Genomic DNA, 17,432 nt, shown 5'->3' on the forward strand with positions numbered 1-17,432 from the left:
CTCAATCCGACTTGCCTTCATAGCCGCGTTCCAGCGCCTCCAGACTACGAAGCACGTTGAGCGTGGAGTAGTAGGCTTCTTCGGTGAGTTCAATCTGCTCGTCGGGGTCTGTCACAATGCCATCGACCAGCAGCCGCAGGGAGCCGATCATGGCGTTGAGCCGATTGCGGATTTCGTAGGAGCGGCGGGCTAGCTGGGTGGGTACGGCGCTGGCGCTGGGGGCCATTTCGTCGGCAAACTGGAGAGCGCAGAGGCGGGCGTAGTAGCCGTTTTGCCGCAGCAAGTTCTCGTGAGTGCCCAACTCCACCACGCGGCCCTGGTCGAGGACGGCGATTTGGTCGGCCCGCTGCACGGTGGAGAGGCGATGGGCGATGACCAGGGTCGTGCGATCGCGGCTAAGGGCTTCGATGGCGGCCTGCACAAGCCGTTCGGATACGGTGTCGAGGGCGCTGGTGGCTTCGTCGAGGATGAGGATTTCGGGATTTTGCAGCAGGGCGCGGGCGATCGCCAGCCGCTGGCGCTGTCCCCCAGAGAGCAGCAGGCCGCGATCGCCAATCAGGGTGTCCAGCCCGCTCGGCAACTGCCGGATAAACTCATCGGCATAGGCGAGTTTTGCCGCCTGCCACACCTGTGCTTCGGTTGCGTCGGGACAGCCGTAGGCAATGTTGTCGCGCACCGAAGCGTTGAACAAAATCGTGTCCTGGCTGATGATGCCCATCGCCCGCCGCACAGTTTTCAGGTCAAACTGCCGCAGGTCGATGCCGTCTAGCTCCACTGCGCCCAGCGTCGGGTCATAAAAGCGGGGCAGCAGATCCGCCAGGGTCGATTTGCCCGCGCCAGATGCACCCACTAGCGCCAGCGTCGTGCCCTTGGGCAGTTCCAGCGATATGTGTTCCAGCACGAAGCGATCTGGTTCCGCAGGGCCATTGCGATTTTGTGCCCCACCACTGGTGCGATTTGCGAAGCGATCCCTGCGGGAGTCGCCTGCTGTGTAGCTAAAAGACACATCCCGAAACCGAATGCCCTGCCGCAGACCAGTAAAAGGAATCGTGCCATTCTGCATAAACGGCTTGTCGTGGCGCTCCAAAAAGGCTTGCGACTGCTGGATGCTGGGCAGGGCGTTGGCGAACTGGTTGCGGGCGGTGTTGAGCTGGGCCAGCAGCGGCAGCATCCGAAACAGCAGCAGCAAAAACGTCAGCAGCACTGTGGAAAGCGTCTGCATTTCCGCTGCCAAAAACGTGCGCCCAATCCACACAATCAGAATCAGCGCCACTACGCCGACGACTTCGCTGAGGGGGGCGATCGCCGCTGAGCTAGCCAAGGATTGATACTCGGCCCGTTCGCGATCGCGCACCCGCCGCCGCAGTCGGGCATATTCTTGGTCTTCCGTCGCCGATGCCCGCACCAGCCGCATCCCGGTCAGCACGTCCAGCAGGGCGACGGAGTAATGCTTTGAGGCTTCCGACAGGGCTTCCCCATACTGGCGCGATCGCGCTACGCTCATTTGATTCACCAGCGTTACCCCCGCCAGCAGCCCCGCCGCCACCAGCGTCAGCGGCCACGACAGCGCCAGCAGCAGCCCCAGAAAGACCAGAATCGTGATACCCGTAGTCAGCCCCCGCACCGCCGTCGCCACGGCCGTCGCCGAGCGATTCACCTCTACGTTGAGCTGGTTCATCACGTCGCCCAGACTGCTGCCCGCAAAAAAACTCAGATCCACCGACAGCAGCAGCCGCAGCCCCGCCTCGCGCCAATCCGTCACCAGCACTCGCTTCAGCGCCCCCGCTACCAGTGCATTGCCATAGGCCGCCAGATTTTTCAGCCCGATTAGCAGCACCACTGCCACCGTCATTACCCACAGCCGCTGCCCTTCCGGTAGATTTTCAAACGGACTCAGCAGCCGCTGAATCGCCTCCGGCAGCCCCCGCAGCGGCACAGGCTGTCCCAAAAAATTTAGCAGCACGGGCACAATCAGCGCCGTACTCACGCCATTAAACACGCCCCCCAGCAGCCCTAGCAGCACCGTCAGCCCGATCCAGCCGGGGTATCGGCGGGTGATGTGGAAAAGGAAACGAGAGGGGGGCATGGAAGGATGGGGGGATGGGAATGGGAGCATAGAAGGGAGAGCGAGGTTCTGGGAGCTGCCTATTCTCCCTAATCTTCCTGCTCATAATCTCCTCCCGACCCATACTTCCAGGCATCTAGCCAGCGTGAGATGCGATAGCGCCAGGGGGGCGGCAGCGTCTTGCTCCAGGGGCGGAGCGATATGCCTCCAAAACGCTTGTGCAACTGCCCGATTTGGTCTAGGCCCGCGTATAGCCCCAGGTTGGCATAATGCCAGAGCCAGCTCGCGAGAGTGCCCAGCCCCACCTGCGGAATGATTTGCAGCACAATGCGGGGGTGTGCTACTGAGGTTCGCAGCATGGCTTGGGCCAACGCGGGAAACTGCACCACGTCTTGCAAAAAGGGCCGCAGCACGGGGTCACCCAGCGCGGCCATATCGGCAAACACCGCCGAGAGCAGTTGATTAATCCGGTCAGGCGGTACGGTCTGGTCAACCCCGACGCTCATGGCCCGCTGAAACAGCCAGGTCACAGAGAGATTGGGTTGGTAGGGTTGCAGCAGCGCTAGGGCAGAACGGTGGAGTTGGTCGGTTGCTAGAGCCTGGTGGATGCCGTCTGCCAGCCGGGGCAAGTGGCGCAGCATCGCTCCAAAGCCGCCAAAGCTGAGGGGAGATTGGCCGCCGCTGCTGTCGCCGATGGGCAAAATTCGGCTCCACTTGGGCTGGAGCGGACTTTGGCGATAGCAGGGAAAAAAGCCATAGAGCGATCGCCTAATGTTTAGCGCCTCCAGCGCCACCCCCTGATACTGCGGCAATAGCCGAAAATACTCGTCAAACAACTGCTCCAGGCTGGGGCGGCTGGGGTGTGCGTCCAGATAGGTGAAGAGATACGTTGTTCTGCCGTCGCGGGCGGGAAACGCCTCCCAAAAATATTGACACTGGTTTTCAATCGGCGTGATGGAGGCAAACAGGTCGCCCGTTTCGTTGTGCGGAAAGCCCTGAGCGCAGGTGCCCACCACCATACAAACCGCATCCGGCTTCTGTCCGCCTCTTGCCTGCTGGCTAATGGGCGAAAAGTGCCCCATCGCGTCTAGCAGCAGCCGCGTTTTGAACCCGTTGCCAGCCTGCACTGCCACGCCATCCGGGTGAACCGTCGCCGCTGCGAACCCCGTCTGCTCGAACAACTGCCCGCCTGCTGCCAGAAATTTTGCTTTCAGCGTTTCGAGCAACTGTCGGGGACTCACGCCCACATTCAGCACGTCTCGCACCCAGAGTTCGGTGCCGCCCTGAAAGGCGATGCGGGCAGGATTATATTCACTGGCGATCGCCCCCTCCAGTTCTGCCGGACTCAGCAGATGCAGGTGGACTAGCACCGCCAGTTCTCGCCGCGAAATATTCCACTCTTGGTCGCGCCCCTGCAAAATGCCCCGCTCCAGCAGCGCCACCCGCCAGCCCCGCCGTACCAGCGCACAGCCCATCAGCAGCCCCAGCGTGCCGCCGCAAATTACCACGTCCCACTCGGTTTCGCCCAGCGGCTCTGAGGATTCAGTTATGACAGTGGGACAGGGAATCCTGCCCTCTCGATAGGCTTGCCACAGGGCATCGGCTCGGCGCAGCCCCACTAGTGGGTTATCAGGCAAGGCAGACAGGAGGGTTTCGGCAAGTCCCATCGGTTGCTCACAGGAGTAAAGTTCGCGGGATAAAAAACTGTGTGCCCTTAGCCACCCGTCTTCAGGTTTTCCAACCCTGCGGTAACGCGGGCCGTCTCGATGCGATCGCCCTGCTGAATCTCGTCCACCACGTCCATCCCGCGGGTTACATAGCCAAACACAGCATACTGCCCATCCAGAAAGCCCAGATCCGCCAGGGTGAAATAAAACTGCGACGAAGCCGAGTCAGGAAACTGCGATCGCGCCATTGCCACCGCCCCTCGCGTGTGTTTCAGCACGGGCGCGGTTCCAGGCTCCAGTGTTTTCCCATACACGGGTTCCGCTGCACCAGCGGGCTTGATTTCTAGCGGAATGTAGCGCGGGCTAGAGGTGGCAGGGTCAATAAAGCTGCCCGTACCCAGCATCCCCAGGGGCACACTGGCATCTTTGCTCTGGGGGTCGCCGCCCTGCACCACAAACGGCTCTGGCTCTCGTACCACGCGATGAAACATCAGCCCGTCGTAGACCCCGCGATTCACCAAATCGACGAAATTTCCGGCGGTAATCGGTGCATCCTGGCCGTTCACCTGGATTTCAATGGGCGACCCCTTGACCCGAATTTCGACGGTCGCTTCGCCGTCCAGTCGTGCCAGGTTTGCGTAGGGCGTAGCTGGGCCGGGAGCGGGCGTGAGGACGGGCGATTGGGCGATCGCCGAGTCGCCAGATGCAGTACCAGAACTAGCGTTGTCTGTATTCGCCCCCGAACAGCCTCCAATTAGCATCAGACCAACCAGTCCAACCAGGGCGAACCACCGCCCCATTTTCTGTCTCATTGCGCGTCTCCTAGCTCCTAAACTAGCTCACTCAACTTGCTACAGACCTTCCAGCGGCACACCCAAAAACCGCGCCAGTTCAGCGCCTTCGGTTTCCAGTTCTGCCAGCGCCATCGGTTGTCCCACCCGCGTCAGGGGAATGTCGCCCTTGCCTTTGATCCGCAGGTAGAGCGATCGCTTCGGGTTGAGTCCTTCTTTAATCTGCACGCGAATCGCCTGCACGTCCTCTAACTTATGAGTGACTTCAATTTTGCGGTTCTTGCCCGGAAAGCCCGACCGAAAAATCGTCAGCATCCCCGTATCCCGGTTGAACTCGTTATAGCCGCCGCCCACATCCCACAAAATCACCAGCCACAGATAGGTCGCCAGCAGCAGCGCCAACACGCCGTAAAACCCCATCACCAGCCCCTGCGGAATAAAAACGAGCTGCGTTGGGTCAGAAAACGGCAGCAGATTGACTTTCAAATAGCTGGAAATGCTGGACAGCAAAAAGCCCAGTCCTCCGCCCAAAATTACCGTCGCCCACCAATAGTTGCTCAGGCGGCGAGACCCCACAACCGTCTTCCGCAGCACGCGGCTCTCGGTGGACACACTGGATGCGGTCATACTCTCAATTTCCCAGGTCGTTTTTAATGTGTTCAGATTGAATTGATTTTGATAGGACTTACGCGGTTAGACGATTTTTTGCGGGCGCAGCCCGCAAAAAATCGTCTAAAACCCAGAAAATTTAAGCGCAAGTGCATAAGTCCTATTTGATATCTACTGGATATCTGGCTGAGAAGCAAAGCACCTCAATCTCGATTATGCTGCACATCTGGCCCCTCAGCCGGAGCAGATCTCTCCTCAACAGCATTCGCACTAGCCTTGTCTAAATCCAGCGAATAACTCTCAAAGCTCAGGCCCAGCGCTAGCTCGGTTTACGACCGGCTTAATTTCCTTCCAATCTCTCTCAGGTTTTTACAGCGTTCTTGGAGAGTCTCCACAACCCGGTATCCAGAGAAATCCAGCCATTTCGGGTTCAGCCAAAGATGCAAAATCTGAAATGAGAGGTACGTATCGGATTGTAAAAATTTTCGTATGTACTTATCATATAGACAAATCTAAACTGGCTTGGTGAATTGAAAGCTAGGTATAAGTACCTGCTTGGGTTCTGTTTCCCTAAAACCAAGTTGAGTCACACCACTCCAATCGGGCCGCTGATTCTGGTCAAACAGAGTCACACCGTGAGAGGATTGGACTTTGCGCCATATTAAGAGGTTATGAAATGACCATAGCAATGGGAAGAGCGCAAGCCCAGCGAGGATGGTTTGACGTTCTCGACGACTGGCTAAAGCGCGACCGATTTGTCTTCGTAGGATGGTCAGGCATTCTGCTATTCCCCTGCGCCTACCTGGCGCTGGGAGGCTGGCTGACCGGCACCACCTTCGTCACCTCCTGGTACACCCACGGCATCGCCAGTTCCTACCTAGAGGGCTGCAACTTTTTGACCGCCGCCGTATCCACCCCGCCCAACAGCCTGGGACACAGCCTGTTGTTTTTGTGGGGCCCCGAAGCCCAGTGGAACTTCACCCGCTGGTGTCAACTAGGCGGCTTGTGGACCTTTGTCGCTCTCCACGGCGCATTCGGACTGATCGGCTTCATGCTGCGACAGTTTGAGATTGCCCGTCTAGTGGGCATCCGTCCGTACAACGCCCTGGCATTCTCCGGTCCCATCGCCGTGTTTGTCAGCGTATTTCTGCTGTACCCGCTAGGACAATCGGGCTGGTTCTTCGCCCCCAGCTTCGGCGTTGCCGCCATCTTCCGATTCATCCTATTCGTGCAAGGCTTCCACAACTTCACCCTGAACCCGTTCCACATGATGGGCGTGGCCGGCATCCTGGGGGGTGCGCTGTTGTGCGCCATCCACGGAGCGACCGTGGAGAACACCCTGTACGAAGACGGCGACAAGGCGAACACCTTCCGCGCCTTCAACCCGACACAGGCAGAAGAGACCTACTCGATGGTGACCGCCAACCGCTTCTGGTCTCAGATTTTCGGGATTGCGTTTTCCAACAAGCGCTGGCTGCACTTCTTCATGCTGTTTGTGCCGGTCACGGGTCTGTGGATGGCGAGCATTGGGATTGCGGGCTTGGCGCTGAACCTGCGGGCGTATGACTTTGTGTCGCAGGAGATTCGCGCGGCGGAAGACCCGGAGTTTGAGACGTTCTACACCAAGAACATTCTGCTGAACGAGGGCATCCGCGCCTGGATGGCTCCGCAAGACCAGCCTCACGAAAACTTTGTATTCCCTGAAGAGGTACTGCCCCGTGGTAACGCTCTCTAGTAGCTCAATGGTTGCCGGAAACCGCGACCAGGAATCCTCCGGGTTTGCCTGGTGGGCTGGCAACGCCCGTCTAATTAATCTTTCTGGAAAGCTGTTGGGCGCTCATGTTGCCCACGCTGGTCTGATTGTCTTCTGGGCAGGCGCGATGACGCTGTTTGAAGTGGCTCACTTCGTGCCTGAGAAGCCCATGTATGAGCAAGGGCTAATTCTGCTGCCTCACCTGGCAACGCTGGGTTGGGGCGTGGGCCCTGGCGGTGAAGTGCTGGATACCTTCCCCTACTTTGTGGTGGGTGTGCTGCACCTGATTTCCTCTGCTGTTCTGGGTCTGGGCGGGATTTACCATGCCGTTCGTGGCCCCGAAACGCTGGAAGAATACTCTTCCTTCTTTGGATACGACTGGAAGGATAAGAACCAGATGACCAACATCATCGGGTATCACCTGATCCTGCTGGGTCTGGGTGCCTTCCTGCTGGTGTTTAAGGCTATGTTCTTCGGTGGTGTGTATGACACCTGGGCACCGGGTGGCGGTGACGTTCGCGTTATCACCAACCCGACGCTGAACCCAGTGACGATTTTTGGCTACCTGCTGAAGTCTCCCTTTGGCGGCGAAGGCTGGATCGTCAGCGTCAACAACATGGAAGACGTAATCGGTGGCCACATCTGGGTCGGCTTCATCTGCATCGCAGGTGGTGTCTGGCACATCCTGACCAAGCCGTTCGGCTGGGTGCGCCGCGCCTTTATCTGGTCGGGTGAAGCTTACCTGTCTTATAGCCTGGGCGCTCTGTCGCTGATGGGCTTTGTGGCTTCCACGATGGTTTGGTACAATAACACGGTTTATCCTAGCGAGTTCTTCGGCCCCACCGGCCCCGAAGCGTCGCAGGCTCAAGCTCTCACCTTTCTGATCCGTGACCAGCGCTTGGGTGCAAACGTGGGTTCTGCTCAGGGCCCCACAGGTCTGGGTAAGTACCTGATGCGCTCTCCGACGGGTGAAATCATCTTCGGCGGTGAAACCATGCGCTTCTGGGACTTCCAGGGCCCCTGGCTGGAGCCGCTGCGTGGTCCCAATGGTCTAGATCTGGATAAGATCAAGAATGACATTCAGCCTTGGCAAGCTCGCCGCGCGGCTGAGTACATGACTCACGCGCCGCTGGGTTCCCTGAACTCTGTGGGCGGTGTGGCGACCGAAATTAACTCGGTAAACTTTGTGTCGCCTCGCGCCTGGCTGGCAACGTCTCACTTTGTGCTGGCGTTCTTCTTCCTGGTGGGTCACCTGTGGCATGCGGGTCGCGCCCGTGCTGCGGCGGCTGGCTTTGAGAAGGGTATCGACCGCGAGTCTGAGCCGGTGTTGGCAATGCCGGATATCGACTAGTCTGCCGACTAGTGTTGGCAATTAGTTGCTGACTAGTTGCTGAACTTTGTAAGCGCCCCCTGCGATTGCGGGGGCGTTTTTTACGCTTTTCTTACTTTTTTCCTAGTTTTTTGCTATCCGCCCAATTCCCGCTGGAGTCGGTACATGACTGTATCTTCGTCTACTTGGCTGAGGATGTCCTGAATTACCGTGTTGGGCCCGTCCGGCCCCCAAGTACAGCCGCGTTCCAGGTAGGCCTGGGCAGCCTTGCCTACGCGGTAGGAACCGTATCCGGCGATCGCCCCCTGAGCCACCGCCGCACTGCCGTAGGCCATTAGACCCCCGACGCTGTCGAACATCGCGCCCACCGCCGACGCACTCTTGCCCGCCCCCAAGAGCAAGCCGCTGCCCACTTCACCCAGCAGCAGACTGCCCGAACTCCACAAAATCGCCTGGAGCAGTTTGCCCGCCTCAAAGCTGGTCATGGGTAGGCCGTAGAGCTTTGCCAGATTGCGGATCATCACCAGATCGGTCACAGCCCCGCCCGCGAGATCAAGAATCGCAATGGGGTTCACGCCGATGGCGATCGCCTTCCACTTGGCAAATTTCCAGATCAACTCCTCCGCCTGCTCCTGGTTTAGCTTCAGGGCTTTGCGGGCGATGCCCTGCTCCGTTTCTCGCGCCTGCCGCAGCGCATTTAGCGCCAGCAGCGACTTGCCTTCCTTTTGGATAATGTCCACCAGCAGCGCCCGCAGCTCCTCCACTTGCGGCGGTGGCGACTCCCATTCGTGCGTCACGCTGCCGTCGGGCCACTCCACTCGCACCTGCACGGGCGCAGGCTCCGCCGACACACGCACCACGTCCTCCGGCATGAGAAACGGACGACCGCGATCGCCCCCTTCTGCAAACAGAATTCTCAGCTTCTGGTAAATCGCGTCCCGATCTTGGTCAGGATACAAATCTGCCTTGTTAAACACCAGCAGCATGGGCTTGTGGGCCGCTTGCAGTTCTGCCAATGCTTGATATTCTGTGCGTGTAATATCGCCTGCAATGACAAACAAAATTAGGTCGGCCTGATTAGCCACGTCCCGCGCCATCTCAGCCCGCGTCTGCCCGCCCACTTCATCCAGCCCTGGCGTGTCGATAAGTTCCACCCGCAGGTCGCTCTCCGGCAGCGCCCAATAGACCGAGCGGGGATACTGGGTCACGCCGTTGATCGGCCCGGTCGGCAATAGCTTTTGCCCGATGAGTCCGTTAATCACCGCCGATTTGCCCCGGCTCACCAGACCAAACACTGCAATCCTCAGCAGGCTGCAATTCAGCTTGTCCAGCGCGGCTGAAAGCTGGTTCAAATCGGTTTTGAGGGAGGCCTGAAGCTCCACATCTCCTGCGCCTCGTCGGGGCGATCGCGCCTTTTGGGTATAGCGTCCGATGGCTTGTCGCAGGCTGGCCCGCGCCCGCTGAAAATGTGTATCTTGCATTCCCAGGGGAATCAAGCCAGAGGGCGGCGCAGTAGATGAGTCGCGAGGCGGAAACTGAGTCACAGCAGAAAAGAAATTCTTCAGTTATATTTTGGACGATTCTGCCCATCGCTACGATCGGAGATCGGGAGCCTTGGAGGCGAAATTGCCGTATCCCCCCGACCAATCTGGAAAAATCCAGCCGAACCCACAGCCAAAGCGTCATCAAAGTCACAGCAATGTCCCAATCATCCAGGCTTCGATAACGGCATTCTGCCAGTCCTAACTCCTCGCTCGCCGCCATGCGCTATTGGATTCGCCACACGACAACTTATCGATACGATCGCCCGGTGACGCTTGCCCCGCATTGGGTTCGGCTGCGGCCGCGCAGCGATGTGACGCAGATCTTGCACAACTTTTCGCTGACGGTAGAGCCGGTGCCAGAGCGCGTAGCCGAGAACCTGGATTTGGAGGGAAATAGCGTCCTCAAGCTGACGTTTGGCGATGAACCGCTGGAGCAGTTTCAGCTGACGACGATTTCGGAGGTGGAAACCTTTCGCACCAATCCCTTTGACTTTTTGCTGGAACCCTGGGCCAGCCGCCTGCCCATCGATTATCCCATTTCGCTGTATCGACAACTTCAGCCCTATCTGGCTACCTCGGCGGCTGGACTGCCCGCCCTTGACCCGATTGCCCTCCAGTTGGCCAACGACCTGTGGCTGCAAACGGACGGAAACCCCGTTACCTTTCTTTGGCAGTTGAACCAGCAAATTCATGCCAACTGTCGCCATATCATTCGCGAGACAGGCGAGCCATTTCCGCCGAGCGTCACCTGGGGCAAGGAGGCGGGGTCTTGCCGCGACCTGACGGTGCTATTTACGGAAGTGTGTCGGGCTGTGGGGCTGGCGGCGCGGTTCGTTAGCGGCTATCAGGAAGCCGACGCAGGTAACGATCCCGAACTGCACGCCTGGGCAGAGGTGTACCTCCCTGGCGCAGGCTGGCGTGGCTATGACCCAACACAGAATCTGGCAGTGGGCGATCGCTACATTGCCCTAGTGGCCAGCTCCAGCTACCGGGATGCAGCCCCCCTCAGCGGCACACTCAAAACAGGCATCGGCGCAAGCTCAGAACTCCATACCACGCTAGAAATTGAGGCTCAGGAGTGAGCCAGCGAGGAATTGTCTGGGAAGCGTGTCTGGGAAGCTTGTCTAGGAAACGTGTCTGGGAAACGTGTTTGGGAACGTTACGTGGAGGTTTCATATAATATCAAATCTCCAAAGATCTGCTGCATATAAGAAGATGCCAAAGCTAGCCGCTATGAGTGGAGTCCTTAAAATCGATATCGATATCGCTGAAACAGCAGAAGAACTAAAAGCCGTCTTGGAACAACAGCAACGGGCATCTCAGCGCCGTAAAGTGCAGGTGTTGTGGTGGTTAAAAACAGGACAAGCGAAGCGTGTTGAGCAGTTTACCGTTTTCCTGAATGGCTCCACCGCAAGCGCAGCATTCCGTTAAAAGCCTCCACCGCAGCCGCGATCGCATAAAAACCCAAAACCGCCATACCAAATCGATAACCAATTTTAGGGGGAGGATGGGAAAAACCTGTCCCTAGCTGTCCCAGGTTGGTAATTCGTACCAACAAGAAAGCCCCTAACAGGAAGCGTTAGAGGCTTGATACATAAGGCTTTTAGGCTAAGCCCGTGATGAGGATTGAACTCATGACCTCACCCTTACCAAGGGTGTGCTCTACCACTGAGCTACACGGGCAATCGGGGGATGGGCCGGGCTGGATTCGAACCAGCGTAGGCGTAGCCAGCGGATTTACAGTCCGCCCCCATTAACCACTCGGGCACCGACCCGTCCATCCCACGATTGATAATCGTAGCACGGGTAGAGGGGACTCTTCCACAAATTTCTCACACAAATTTCTCAAAAGATTTCCCAGAAAAGTTTCAGGGCATCTGCGACCTTGCTTCGGGTTGGGCGGTATTGACCCGAAAATTGACCCGAAGCAAGGTGGACTGGTTGCCTAAAACCAACGCCTCAGCCCTAAAGAGACAAGTTGCTCAGGGACTGATTCAGCCGTCCGAGGGCTTGCTCAATTTCCGCAGCGGTGACGATCAGCGGTGGCACAAAGCGCACCACCTTCGGGCCAGCGGGAACGAGCAGCAGCCCTTGGGCGATCGCCGCTTTTACGATATCCGCCGACACGGTAGCAGTTTCTTCCTTCAGCACCAGACCGTTGATCAGGCCCCAGCCGCGCACTTCTGCGACGAGTGCTGGATATTGCTGGGCGATCGCCCGCAGCCCCTCCCGCAGTTGTTCGCCCCGCTCCTGCACGTTTTGCAACAAGTTGTCGCGCTCCAAAGTTTCGCACACTGTTAGCGCCACGCCACAGGCAAAGGGGTTGCCACCAAAGGTGCTGGCGTGATCACCCGGTTGAAAGATGTCGCAAAACGACTTGCAGAGCATCGCGCCAATGGGGATGCCGCCGCCCAGTCCTTTAGCCGAGGTGAAAATGTCGGGTTCGATGCCCAGGTTCTCATAGCCCCACAGTTGCCCGCTGCGGCCCATGCCGACCTGCACTTCGTCCAGAATGAGCAGAATCCCTTTTTCATCGCAGATTTCGCGAATCCGCTGAAAATAAGCGCGATCGCCCGGCCGCACGCCACCTTCGCCCTGGAGCGCCTCCAGCATAATGGCCGCCACTTGGGGTTGGTCGGCATCCAGTTGGGCGATCGCCGCTTCTAGGGCTGCAATATCGTTGTAGGGAACGTAGTGAAACCCCGGCATCAGCGGGTCAAAGTTCTTCTGATACTTCGGCTGACCAGTGGCAGTGATAGTGGCCAGAGTGCGCCCGTGGAAGCTGGCATGAGCCGTCAGCACGATCGGGTTGGCGATGCCGCGCACGGTATGGGCATACTTCCGCGCCAGTTTAATTGCGCCTTCGTTCGCCTCTGCGCCAGAGTTGCAGAAAAATACGCGATCGGCGCAGGAATGCTCGACCAGCCATTTTGCCAAGTCGCCCTGCTCTGGGATGTAGAACAGGTTGGAAACGTGGTGCAGCTTTTGAATCTGGCGATTGACTGCGTTCACCATAGCCGGGTGGGCATGGCCCAGTGTGCAGGTGGCAATGCCCGCCACAAAGTCCAGATAATCGCGTCCTTCGCTGTCCCACACGCGGCAACCTGCGCCTCGCTCCAGCACGATGGGAAAACGAGCATAGCTATTGATGACATAGGCATCGAACTCGGTGGGGGAGTAGGGACTTGCAGCGGCAATCGGCGGCGAGACAAGGGTTTCTAGACTCACAAGCGGCTCCTTGATGATGTGAAGTGGCTGACTCTAAAGAAGTGACTCTAAATGAGGTGACTCCGCAGCGCCCCTGAATACAGGTTGTATAGGGTTAGAGGCTGCATCAAATAATCATCGAACGATGGGACGATTCTCAATTAAATATCGAATCATTAGTTTAAGAGCTAATTTATGAAGCAAATCTTAAGAAGCCTGAAACTCTTGGCATGTGTGGCTTTGAGGTCATGCTTGCCCAGGAAAAGCGGTTTCTCGGAAATCCTTGATTAACAAGGCTTTCAGGCTCCTTTACAAATTAGCTCTAAGCCCCATCTTAGGGTAGTTTTTTGGCTGGGGGCTATGCCTGATCGGGTGAGGCAATCGCTTTCTGGTTATGAAATGCCAATATTTAGCGACCGATGAGGGCAAGACTAACGCCCTGACGAGGGCTGGGGTTGTGAGGGTTGACCGGTTTGGCGCTCGACCCGGTGGTTTTCGCTGGCGTGACCAGGGTTGGCGCTGCACTAGCCGATATTAGCCTGCATAGCACTGTGGATGACTCCTGATTCGGGTGTAATCTACTTCCATAGCGCTTTTTAGACCCTGAGGATGATCGCAAAGCCGTGACTAATCCCTGGGGAATCTCTCAGAACGCGAACCCAAAACTCAGACCATTGCTACTGCCATGCTTGTCCTCACCCAACGGCTCCCTGCTCCGGGCGATTGCGCCGAATTGCCTGCCGAAGTGTTTCCTGAGTTGACGCTGCTGTTGACGGCGGAGGAACGAGTGCGATCGCGCCACTATTTTGAATCCTTGGAGGGCGTGCCCTGCTCGCTGCAATTGCCCAGGGGAACCGTGCTGCGGGATGGGGACGTGCTGCTGGCGGCTTCGGGCGAGCGGGTGCGCGTGGTGGCCCGACCGGAACCCGTCGTCACCGTCACCGCCCACACGCCGCTGGCGCTGCTGCGAGCCGCCTATCATCTAGGCAATCGCCATGTGCCGCTGGAGGTCGCAGAAACCTATCTGCGCTTTTCTCCCGACTCCGTTTTGCAAGATATGGTGGGAAAAATGGGGTTGCATCTGAAACTGGAGGAGCGTCCCTTTCAGCCAGAGACGGGGGCCTATGAAGGGTCGGGGTTCGGTGGTCAGGAACTGGGACATTCGCACCACAATTCGCACCACCATTCAAATCAAGATTTGCGCTACCATTCGCATCGCCATTCGCATCGCTATTCTCCCGCTCATGACCACGACCATGATCCTGGACGCGACCAGTCTGATGAGGACATTTACTACTCTGAGCCTTTAGATCAGCATTCTGAAACGAATTCTCAAGCAGGTTCTTTTCAGCATTCCTATGAACCTGCAAGTAAGCGTTCGCAGGAGTCTTCTCATGGCGTGTGAAGCGGCGTTGGGTGGCGAGCGTCTGCTGCGGCTATTGCAGTTGGCGAGTCCGGCGCTGCCTGTGGGGGCTTACAGCTACTCCGAAGGGCTAGAGACGCTGGTAGCACAGGGGCAATTGTCGGATGTAGCCAGCTTGCAGCACTGGATTGAGCAAGAGTTGGCGGCTGGAGCGATGCGGCTGGAGGCGGCGGTGATGGCGCGGGTCTACGAAGCGGCGATCGCCCCCAGTTTTCCTGCTTTAGGATACTGGAACCAATGGCTGTCGGCGCTACGCGAGGCAGAGGAACTGCGGCTACAAAGCTGGCAAATGGGGCGATCGCTCTATCGGCTGCTGCTCGATCTCGACCCCAGCGTTGCCCCGCTCTTGGAAGCCTGCGGGGAAACCAGCAACGCAGCCGAAAATTTTGCGGTGAATTTTGCCGTGGTGTATGCGATCGCCGCCGCCCACTGGCAGATCGACTCGCGGGCTGCCATCCTTGGCTATTTGCACAGTTGGGCCAGCAATTTGGTCAACGCAGGCGTGAAGCTGATTCCGCTGGGGCAAACGGCGGGGCAACGGCTGCTGCTGAGCCTTGCTCCGGCGATCGCCCGCACAACCGATGCAGCGCTCGTCTTACCCGAAGACGACTTTGGGGCGTGCAGTTGGGGACAGGCGATCGCCTGCATGGCCCACGAAACGCTTTACACACGGCTATTCCGCAGCTAATTCCCAATTTTTCCTTAATTCTTGAATTTCCTGAGCAGGAGACGGCTTTGAACGAGCAGGAATGGTACTTGTTTGATTTGCAGGGTTATCTGGTGGTGGAAAACGTGCTGACGGCGGCGCAACTAGACGCGCTCAATGCCGAACTCGATCGCCAAATTGCGGTTGTCAATGATCCTGACCGCACCTGGTTTCGCTGGGACGGGCTGCTGCCCTGGGGGCCGCCGTTTCAAGCCCTAATCGACCCGCCGCCCCTGATGCCGTATTTGAAAACGCTGCTGGGCGAGGGCTTTCGGCTGGATCACGACTACGCGCACGTCATCCGCCAGGGCAGCGGCCCCATCGGCACGCGGCTCCACGGCGGCGGCACGCCCTACGACCCCTGTCAGTATTACCACGTTCACAATGGGCGGATGTATAACGGGCTGACGGCCGTCGCCTATGAACTGCGGGACGTGCGCCCCGGCGAGGGCGGTTTTGCTTGCATTCCCGGTAGCCACAAAAGTAATGCCCCTTTCCCCGATGAATGGCGCGATCTGGAAAACTTTAGTTTGGACTAACTGGCATCACAATAATGCTCAACAGGATGCCATAAAGAATCTGCTCAACCGTTCATAACAGTTGAACTTAAGGAATTGGATACAATCCTGCTCGCAGTTAAGCTGCTGTTGCAACCGGACTGTTCAGGGATTGTTCGGATGTCTTGCGTTTCGAGGCTCGTTTTTTGACCATCGGATAGCAGGGACGAGGAGTTGGCTTGTGCCCCTTGCCTCGTCCTGGCGATTTACCACGAGGTTTAGGCGCAGGAGCAGGGGTGCCAATCGCTGCCAAAATGCCTGCAAACGCTTGTGCGACCCGACCCGGAGTCAACGTTTCTTGCGGTGCCTGCCAGGGCAAGGGGTGGTCAGTACAGTCCTTTCGCGCTAACCACAACTGCCAACTGAGCAACGGCATCAGGCTGCTCCACTGTTCGGTTGCCGATACAGAACTGAACTGGGGATGTGTCCAATATAGCCTCTGCTTGGCAAAGCGATACCAGTGTTCAATGGCAAAGCGACGGAGGTAGTGCAACCACAGGGTTTCTAACGGAGGCATCTGCTCACCCAGCCAAACTAACCACAAAGGAGCCAAGCGTCGCGTGCTGCTCTGTGTCTCCAGCACCTCCACGCGCAACACTTCCATTGCCCGTTTGGGGATTTGCGGAAATGGTATGCACTCCAACGACTGACCCGCACTCGTCCCCAGTTGGGATCATCGACTTCAACGGTTTCGACCGGGACACTCCAAGTGTCAGGGTCATTGAGTTTCATCTTATGTCCATGCTTGGCAGGTGCGCCTCGCCCTCGATACGCTGGGGGCGCGCCATAGACACATCGATTGGATGTAACCCGCAGCAGCAAGTCTGCCTCAATCCCTGCCGTTTGGTTGACAAAACTGGCATTGCCGTACCCTCGGTCGTAGATCGCCAACGGACGCACCGCTAACTGCCGAGTCACTTGTTTGAGTTGGAATGCCGCTTTACTGGCGGGTGTTTCAAAGCTGGTGATGCGCTCATGCCGCAATGGTAATGCCCAACTGCCCCTGTCTTCAGCAATCCAGGCTAAGGTACTGTAGTTTTGTCCGGCTATCGGGGCATGTCCTGTTCTGCCTGATAAGGTGCGGTCTTTCAAACGCCTGGCAGCAGGACGGTTCCACCGACTCGCATCACCTGCCAACAACGGTTGCTGCTGAGTCGGTATCTGCTGCACCAACAGCTTCAGCACCTTTGATCGGGGTAGGCGGCTATCGCGCAACGCTTCATAGGGGCTCGACCACTGGCGACGAAAGACAGGACTCTGCGATAGCCTCACAAACGACACGATGCACGCACTCACTAACACGGCATCCATCAGATCAAACAGGGCATCTCTGGCGTTTCCCAAGCTGGCATACAACGTTTGGCGAAATTGCTGAAGTTCGTTGAAAATCATGGGGTCAATGTTGGTTGTACTTCATTGACCTTACGGCAGTCGGTGCTTCTCATTGACTGCCTTCCTCTTCACCATTAGTCCAAACTAAAGCAAAGGAAAATTTGAGGAGCAATTCAAAGGGCGATCGCCTTCTAACGCAAAACTGGACATTTGCCCTGCGTTTTGGACACTATCGTCCTGAGGGTTCATCATTAATTTTTGCGAATTTTGGAGCAGATTCGCATCAAACCATGCGTTCAAATTTTCTCTGAAACGCCCTTCCTAAGGCTAGATTTGCTTTGCTTTGTGCGGCGTGGAAAAGGGATTTTTGGGGTGCGCGATCGCGTATAATCAGACGTTACCGCTCAGTTGTGTGTGACTGACCTGCCGGAGTTTGTGCTTGACGAAA

General features: G+C 57.5%; 12 protein-coding genes, 2 tRNA genes and 2 pseudogenes. 7 read left to right on the forward strand and 9 right to left on the reverse strand.

Annotated features, from left to right (window positions below; genetic code table 11):
• Position 1 precedes the first annotated feature (1 nt).
• The 4 genes from JTM80_RS10895 to JTM80_RS10910 all read right to left on the reverse strand — a co-directional run bounded on the left by JTM80_RS10895 (position 2) and on the right by JTM80_RS10910 (position 5,150).
• Complete coding sequence (locus tag JTM80_RS10895; protein WP_172357819.1) at positions 2–2,086, reverse strand: ABC transporter ATP-binding protein; 2,085 nt, start codon at positions 2,084–2,086, stop codon at positions 2–4.
• A 68-nt stretch (positions 2,087–2,154) separates the two neighbouring features.
• The gene (locus JTM80_RS10900) at positions 2,155–3,732 is read right to left on the reverse strand and encodes an NAD(P)/FAD-dependent oxidoreductase (protein WP_172357821.1); all 1,578 of its coding nucleotides are present in this window, start codon (positions 3,730–3,732) and stop codon (positions 2,155–2,157) included.
• 47 nt (positions 3,733–3,779) lie between these two features.
• On the reverse strand, positions 3,780–4,544 hold the full coding sequence (locus tag JTM80_RS10905; RefSeq protein WP_172357823.1) for a peptidylprolyl isomerase: 765 nt from the start codon (positions 4,542–4,544) through the stop codon (positions 3,780–3,782).
• Positions 4,545–4,583: 39 nt separating this feature from the next.
• Positions 4,584–5,150 carry a photosystem I assembly protein Ycf4 gene (locus JTM80_RS10910; RefSeq protein ID WP_172357825.1) on the reverse strand — a complete coding sequence of 189 codons (567 nt, stop codon included), beginning with the start codon at positions 5,148–5,150 and terminating at the stop codon, positions 4,584–4,586.
• Positions 5,151–5,808: 658 nt separating this feature from the next.
• Here JTM80_RS10910 and psbD point away from each other — a divergent pair.
• Both psbD and psbC read left to right on the forward strand, forming a co-directional pair.
• Positions 5,809–6,867 carry a photosystem II D2 protein (photosystem q(a) protein) gene (psbD, locus tag JTM80_RS10915; RefSeq protein ID WP_172358603.1) on the forward strand — a complete coding sequence of 353 codons (1,059 nt, stop codon included), beginning with the start codon at positions 5,809–5,811 and terminating at the stop codon, positions 6,865–6,867.
• A complete protein-coding gene (gene psbC, locus JTM80_RS10920) occupies positions 6,851–8,236 on the forward strand; it encodes a photosystem II reaction center protein CP43 (protein WP_172357829.1) in 1,386 nt (461 codons plus the stop codon). The genes psbD and psbC overlap by 17 nt, the downstream gene beginning before the upstream one ends.
• A 113-nt stretch (positions 8,237–8,349) precedes the next feature.
• On the opposite strand, the gene JTM80_RS10925 is transcribed toward psbC, so the two are convergent.
• Positions 8,350–9,696 carry a GTP-binding protein gene (locus tag JTM80_RS10925; RefSeq protein WP_172359023.1) on the reverse strand — a complete coding sequence of 449 codons (1,347 nt, stop codon included), beginning with the start codon at positions 9,694–9,696 and terminating at the stop codon, positions 8,350–8,352.
• 281 nt (positions 9,697–9,977) lie between these two features.
• Here JTM80_RS10925 and JTM80_RS10930 point away from each other — a divergent pair, with 281 nt between their 5' ends.
• Positions 9,978–10,841 carry a transglutaminase family protein gene (locus tag JTM80_RS10930; RefSeq protein ID WP_172357831.1) on the forward strand — a complete coding sequence of 288 codons (864 nt, stop codon included), beginning with the start codon at positions 9,978–9,980 and terminating at the stop codon, positions 10,839–10,841.
• A gap of 151 nt (positions 10,842–10,992) precedes the next feature.
• Positions 10,993–11,190 (forward strand): hypothetical protein, encoded by a 198-nt coding sequence (locus JTM80_RS10935; protein WP_172357833.1) that lies wholly within the window; start codon positions 10,993–10,995, stop codon positions 11,188–11,190.
• Positions 11,191–11,370: 180 nt separating this feature from the next.
• Here JTM80_RS10935 and JTM80_RS10940 read toward each other — a convergent pair.
• The 3 genes from JTM80_RS10940 to JTM80_RS10950 all read right to left on the reverse strand — a co-directional run bounded on the left by JTM80_RS10940 (position 11,371) and on the right by JTM80_RS10950 (position 12,987).
• A tRNA-Thr gene (locus JTM80_RS10940) sits at positions 11,371–11,442 on the reverse strand.
• 10 nt (positions 11,443–11,452) lie between these two features.
• A tRNA-Tyr gene (locus JTM80_RS10945) sits at positions 11,453–11,534 on the reverse strand.
• Between the two features lie 190 nt (positions 11,535–11,724).
• The gene (locus tag JTM80_RS10950; protein ID WP_172357835.1) at positions 11,725–12,987 is read right to left on the reverse strand and encodes an aspartate aminotransferase family protein; all 1,263 of its coding nucleotides are present in this window, start codon (positions 12,985–12,987) and stop codon (positions 11,725–11,727) included.
• A gap of 664 nt (positions 12,988–13,651) precedes the next feature.
• On the opposite strand from JTM80_RS10950, the pseudogene ureE reads away from it, so the two are divergent.
• The 3 genes and pseudogenes from ureE to JTM80_RS10965 form a co-directional block, all read left to right on the forward strand.
• Positions 13,652–14,146, forward strand: a pseudogene (gene ureE / locus JTM80_RS23460) (urease accessory protein UreE); the annotation flags it as partial.
• Positions 14,147–14,360: 214 nt separating this feature from the next.
• On the forward strand, positions 14,361–15,077 hold the full coding sequence (locus tag JTM80_RS10960) for an urease accessory protein UreF (RefSeq protein ID WP_172357839.1): 717 nt from the start codon (positions 14,361–14,363) through the stop codon (positions 15,075–15,077).
• 47 nt (positions 15,078–15,124) lie between these two features.
• Positions 15,125–15,634, forward strand: coding sequence for a hypothetical protein (locus JTM80_RS10965; RefSeq protein WP_205371180.1), 510 nt, complete (start codon positions 15,125–15,127; stop codon positions 15,632–15,634).
• A 97-nt stretch (positions 15,635–15,731) separates the two neighbouring features.
• On the opposite strand, the pseudogene JTM80_RS10970 reads toward JTM80_RS10965, so the two are convergent.
• Positions 15,732–17,044 (reverse strand): annotated as a pseudogene (locus JTM80_RS10970) (NF041680 family putative transposase).
• Between the last annotated feature and the right edge of the window lie 388 nt (positions 17,045–17,432).

Origin of the sequence: Thermoleptolyngbya sp. PKUAC-SCTB121 (assembly GCF_016919485.1) — a bacterium.
GTDB lineage: Bacteria > Cyanobacteriota > Cyanobacteriia > Elainellales > Elainellaceae > Thermoleptolyngbya > Thermoleptolyngbya sichuanensis.

What these genes read in the sequence shown, in the direction of transcription:
- JTM80_RS10900 (WP_172357821.1), bottom strand. Translation starts at nt 3,732, where the DNA reads ATGGGACTTGCCGAAACCCTCCTGTCTGCCTTGCCTGATAACCCACTA.
- JTM80_RS10910 (WP_172357825.1), bottom strand. Translation starts at nt 5,150, where the DNA reads ATGACCGCATCCAGTGTGTCCACCGAGAGCCGCGTGCTGCGGAAGACG.
- JTM80_RS10925 (WP_172359023.1), bottom strand. Translation starts at nt 9,696, where the DNA reads ATGCAAGATACACATTTTCAGCGGGCGCGGGCCAGCCTGCGACAAGCC.
- JTM80_RS10930 (WP_172357831.1), top strand. Translation starts at nt 9,978, where the DNA reads ATGCGCTATTGGATTCGCCACACGACAACTTATCGATACGATCGCCCG.
- JTM80_RS10960 (WP_172357839.1), top strand. Translation starts at nt 14,361, where the DNA reads ATGGCGTGTGAAGCGGCGTTGGGTGGCGAGCGTCTGCTGCGGCTATTG.
- JTM80_RS10895 (WP_172357819.1), bottom strand. Translation starts at nt 2,086, where the DNA reads ATGCCCCCCTCTCGTTTCCTTTTCCACATCACCCGCCGATACCCCGGC.
- JTM80_RS10935 (WP_172357833.1), top strand. Translation starts at nt 10,993, where the DNA reads ATGAGTGGAGTCCTTAAAATCGATATCGATATCGCTGAAACAGCAGAA.
- JTM80_RS10905 (WP_172357823.1), bottom strand. Translation starts at nt 4,544, where the DNA reads ATGAGACAGAAAATGGGGCGGTGGTTCGCCCTGGTTGGACTGGTTGGT.
- psbD (WP_172358603.1), top strand. Translation starts at nt 5,809, where the DNA reads ATGACCATAGCAATGGGAAGAGCGCAAGCCCAGCGAGGATGGTTTGAC.